The sequence below is a fragment of the Azospirillum sp. TSH20 genome (assembly GCF_003115935.1).
GTDB lineage: Bacteria > Pseudomonadota > Alphaproteobacteria > Azospirillales > Azospirillaceae > Azospirillum.
The window spans coordinates 1-5037 of sequence record NZ_LGQU01000113.1 but is presented as its reverse complement, the minus strand read 5'-3'; the positions used below and the strand labels follow the sequence as shown (position 1 = coordinate 5037).

The following is a 5037-nucleotide window of genomic DNA, read 5'->3' as shown; positions in this document are numbered from 1 at the left end:
AAAAGCCGTGCCCCAACCCGCCATGCCCACTCCCGTGCCCCGACGCCTGCATCGGCTCGCCCGCCTGTCCGCCCTGCTGCTGGCGGGCGCCGCCTGTCCGTTGCCGGTGCTGGCCCAGACGGTGCCGCCGGTTTTGCCGCCCTCGCTCGACCCCAACCGGCTGGAGCAGCGCTTCGAACGGCCGGCTGTGCCGCAATCCAAGCCGGAAATCGAAATGCCGGCGCCGGAAAAGGCGCCGCCGCCCCGCGATGCCGAGCGCATCACCCTGACGCTGAGCGAGGTCCGCATCGACGGCAACAGCGTCTATGACAGCGACAGTCTGTCCGTCCTGTGGCGCGACAAGCTGGGCAAGCCGATCACCCTGGCCGACCTCTATGCCATCCGCGACGCCATCACCGCGCGCTACCGCAACGACGGCTATGTGCTGTCCCAGGCGGTGGTGCCGGCCCAGCGCATCCGCGACGGCGTCGTCCGCCTGCAGGTGGTGGAGGGCTATGTCGACGAGGTGGTCGTCCAGGGCGACGCGACCGACCGGCTCGGCCTGCTGCGGCGGATGGGGGAGAAAATCAAGGCCTCCCGTCCGCTGCGCATGGCGGATATGGAGCGCTATGTCCTGCTGGCCGACGACCTTCCCGGCGTCGCGGTGAAGACGGTGCTGGAGGCGTCGCCGGACACACCCGGCGCTTCGCGCCTGACGCTGGCGCTGGAGCGCACGCCCTTCAATGGCTTCCTGTCGCTCGACAACCGCGGCACCCGCTCGATCGGTCCGTTCCAGCTGACCGGGGTCGCCAGCGTCGAGGACCAGCTCGGCCTGTTCGAGCGCACCACCGCCCAGGGCATCGTCACCCCGCAGATCCGTGAATTGCGCTTTTTCGACGTTGGGCAACTGGTGCCAATCGATTCTGAAGGCACGACGGTGGAGTATGGCGTCCGCCGCTCCTGGTCGCAGCCCGGCGACAGCGTGCGGCCGCTCGATCTCTACAGCCTGACCACCTCCGGCCGCATCGCGGTGGCGCATCCCTTCATCCGCAGCCGGACGGAGACCTTGCGTGCCGGCCTCAGCTTCACCATCCGCGACAGCCGCACCGATGCGCTTGGCGACAAGCTGTCGCAAGACCGGCTGCGCATCGTCGCCGCCAACGTCTCCTACGATTTCGCCGACGGCTGGGGCGGGTCGAACCTGCTGACGGCGGAACTGTCCAAGGGTCTGGACATCCTGAACGCCACGGAATCCGGCAGCGCCAACCTGAGCCGCAGCGGCGGGCGCAGCGATTTCCGCAAGCTGTTGGTCTCGGCCCAGCGCAACCAGCCGCTGACCGACTCGCTGGTCCTCGCCCTGTCCGGAGAGGCGCAATACAGTCCCGACCAGCTTCTGACGTCGGAGGAATACGGCCTCGGCGGCAAGCAGTATGGCCGCGCCTTCGACCCGTCGGAGATCACCGGCGACAGTGGTTTCGCCGGCCGGGCGGAATTGCAATACATCCTGCCGGTCCAGGAGGAGGGGCTGGATTACGCGGTCGCCTACGGCTTCGGCGATTACGGCGCGGTTTACAACTACGAGGGCGGCACGCGCCACGGCCGCCGGTCCCTCGCCTCGACTGGCGTCGGTCTGCGGTTCGGCGTGTTCCGGCGCATCGACGCCAGCGTTGAGCTTGCCAAGCCCTTCATCACCACGCCGTTCAGCACGCAGGACCGCGCCCCGCGCGCCTTCTTCACACTCTCGACGCGGTTCTGAGTCTGCGCATGCCGAAAGCCGCGCGGCTGGCTTGAGAACGCCACCGCGCGGCTGTTTCCGGCAATGCCTTTATCAGATCAGTTCGACCCGCTGGGCGACCGGTGCGTCCTCCGACCCGACGGCCAGATAGCGGACGTCCTCGCCGTCGGCGACGATGTCCAGGCCCGACTGGCGCAGGGTCGCACGGTCGAAATAGACGGTCGCGCCATCTTCCCACGGCTCGATCAGACCGGACTGGCTGTCCAGATTGTACCAGCGCACCGTGCCGTAGGCCATGGTGGCCGGACCGGCCGGTTCGGCCTGACGCTCGCGCCGTTCACGCGGCGGCTTGGGCGGACGGGTGAAGCCCTCGCCGCCATCATCAGGCTGCGCTCCCATGCCAGGAGGCTGGCCCATCGGCTGGGCGGCCGATGCGGTGGCGCGCGGCGGGCGCTGGTTGCGGGCACGCGGGGCCGGCGGGGTTTCCGGCGGCGTGGCGGAGTGAATGGCGACGACCTGGGGTCCCTTGGCGCCCTGGGCCAGATCGCAGACGACCGTCGTGCCCTCGACCGGGTTGGGCAGGGAGGCGGCGGCCAGGACCGAAGCGTGCAAGAAAGCCTCCCCGGAGCCATCGGCGAGGCGGACGAACCCAAAACCCTTTTCCGGCTTGAACCACTTTACCGTCGCGGTGACGTTCGTCGCGGTGACGTTCTTCAACTCTTCGCTCAAGACAGGTCCCTTTCACGTCCTGTAGCCGGGGAAGGGCGGCCCTGACGCTGAACTGGGCGCGGCACCGCTGTATGACCAAGAACAAGACCCCGGCGGTGGCAAGCTTATCATAAAATTCCAGAAAGTTGCCAGCGCGGCGATGGCCTGTAACTTTGCCGCAATTGCCGGAACCGTCTGGGCTTCCGCCCATACCCGCATTGCGCGAGAGAAGCAGCGTGATTCCAAATCACCATCCACATTCCGGTTTCACAAACAAAATCGGACAAGAACGTTACGAAATTCCGGTGCGTTATCAGGATGGAAATTGCCGATCTTGCAGTTACAACCTGTCCGTCGGAGGTACTTAAGCTGTAAATAAATTTTTAACTAAAAAATACGACTCATGCCTTCATCAGAACGGAGGAATGACTTATGACGACCACCGACCAGACCGCTTTTTTCGTGTCCACCAAGGGCAATGACAGCTGGTCCGGGCGGCTCGCCGCTCCCAACGCCGCCGGCACCGACGGTCCCTTCGCCAGCCTCGAGAAGGCGCGGGACGCAATGCGGGCGAGCGACATCGACACCACCTATGTTCGTGGCGGCACCTATCGCCTGAACAAGACCCTGACCCTCGATTCCCACGACGACGGCCACAGCTTCCTCGCCTACAAGAACGAGACGCCGGTGCTGAGCGGTGGGGAGCGGGTGACCGGCTTCACCTACGAGGGTAAAGGCCTCTATTCCGCCAAGCTCTCGTCCGCCAACGGCCTGGACGTCAGCATCGGTGGTGAGCGCCAGCATGCGGCGCAGACCGGCGACTTCGATCCCGCCCATGCCGCGACCAGCGGCTGGCACGTGCTGAAGGCCAGCTCCAGCAGCGCCAGCAAGACCAGCTTCAACTTCACGAACGGCGACATCCCTTCGGGCTTGAAGCCCCATGCCGGCCTGGTCGTTCAGACCTTCGACACCGAACGGCTGAGGGACGACATCTCGCATGTGAAGTCGATCGACCAGTATCACCACACGGTGACGCTCGACGACGCTGCATCCTACGCCCTGCGTACCGGCGGCACCTATCGGGTGATGAACGACGCCTCGCTGATCCGCGACGCCGGTGAGTTCGGCTGGCGCGCCAGCGACGGCAAGCTGGTGGTGAAGCCGGAGCATGCCGCCAGCTTCCAGTCGGACGGCGTCGTCGTCGCCCGGCTCGGCACGCTGATCAAGGCCAGCAACGCCAGCAACGTCAGCATCGAAGGGCTGACCTTCTCCGACACCCGCTATGACGGCTCGGCGCTGTCGATGCAGGGCGGGCACGGCAACTCGGTCGGCGGCAACCACTTCGTCAATGTCGGGACCGCGGTCTCGCTCGACGGCACCGACAACAGCCGCGTCGCCGGCAATCATATGGAGCAGCTCGGCGACAGCGGCGTTTCGATGATTCATGCCGCTAACGGCAACCGGATCTACGCCAACACCATCGAGCATATCGGCCAGATCACCAAGGGCGGGGCTGGCATCGGCGGCATCGGCAGCAGCAACACGCTGGTCAGCCACAACGACATCACCGACGCCCCGCGCTATGGCGTGTCGTTCAAGGAATGGGACGATGGGCAGCTGAACCGCAAGAACACCGTCGAGTTCAACAAGATCCACCATGTCGGGCAGGAGACCGCCGACGGCGGCGGCATCGAGATGCTCGGCCGCTCGGCCCAGAACATGGGCTCGGTCATCCGCGGCAACGAGGTGATCGACACCGGCGGCCTCGCCACCGACGGCAAGGGCAACTGGCTGACCGACCACAAAGGCTGGGGCATCTCGCTCGACGATCTGACCAGCGGCGTCGTGGTGCGCGACAACTTCGTGAAGGGCTTCGCCTGGGCCGGCATCTATGTCCATGGCGGCGACGACAATCTGCTGGAAAACAACTTCGGCGTCGCCAGCCGTCCGCAGGATGCCTTCATCCGCCTGGAATGGGTGCCGAAAGCCGGAGCCGAAGCCCGTCCCCATGACAACACGGTGATCCACAATCTTGCGGCAGGCGATATGCCGATCAACCAGTACTGGAAGGTGCTCAGCCCCGGCCGACTGACCATGGACGGCAACGTCGCCGCCACCGGTCGCGCCTACGGCCCGAATGACGAGGTCTTCAATCCCGGCTTCAGGGACAGCGCCCATGGCGATTACTCGCTGAAGGATCACGCCCCGGTCCTGTCCCACGGCATCCACGACCTCAGCTGGTCGTCGATGGGGACGGACGGCTACCATGCCGACAGCAGCATGGCCCAATTCTGGGACCACGCGGCCTACTGACGGGCAGGGGGTGCCGGCAGGCCCGGCACCCCCTGGTCAAAAAATCGTCATGAGGGGTGAAAAAAGGTCTTGCGCGGTTCGGGTGAGGCCGCATATAAGACGCCTCCCGACGCGAACGACGCCGGCGCCGCCGAACCGGCAGCGACCGACACGTGACGGGGAAGCCCGACAAACCGGCGCTTGACTGTCGAACCCCAGAGGTTCGGCGGGGCAACGGTTTCTGCATCGGGCGGGTTCTTTGACAAGTTTATACCGTGTTGTGAGAAGGGATGCGCAGGCGGCGGCAGTTGGTAGCCGTTGCG

4 protein-coding genes are annotated in these 5037 nt (G+C 65.7%); 2 read left to right on the top strand and 2 right to left on the bottom strand.

The annotated features are described in order from the left end of the window. The coding region (locus TSH20_RS27710; protein WP_348770459.1) for a ShlB/FhaC/HecB family hemolysin secretion/activation protein at positions 1-1735 on the top strand (1735 nt) is incomplete at its 5' end. Between the two features lie 72 nt (positions 1736-1807). Here the strand turns inward: TSH20_RS27710 and TSH20_RS27705 are convergent. Then, a complete protein-coding gene (locus TSH20_RS27705; protein ID WP_247871709.1) occupies positions 1808-2443 on the bottom strand; it encodes a cold shock domain-containing protein in 636 nt (211 codons plus the stop codon). A 411-nt stretch (positions 2444-2854) separates the two neighbouring features. Between TSH20_RS27705 and TSH20_RS27700 the strand changes: the two genes are divergently transcribed. Beyond that, positions 2855-4735 (top strand): right-handed parallel beta-helix repeat-containing protein, encoded by a 1881-nt coding sequence (locus TSH20_RS27700; protein WP_109157654.1) that lies wholly within the window; start codon positions 2855-2857, stop codon positions 4733-4735. A gap of 47 nt (positions 4736-4782) precedes the next feature. Here the strand turns inward: TSH20_RS27700 and TSH20_RS35475 are convergent. Continuing rightward, on the bottom strand, positions 4783-5037 hold a 255-nt coding region (locus TSH20_RS35475), incomplete at its 5' end, for a hypothetical protein (protein ID WP_211100363.1).

Excerpts from the sequence above, each read along its gene's own strand:
- TSH20_RS27700 (WP_109157654.1), top strand. The coding sequence starts at position 2,855 with ATGACGACCACCGACCAGACCGCTTTTTTCGTGTCCACCAAGGGCAAT.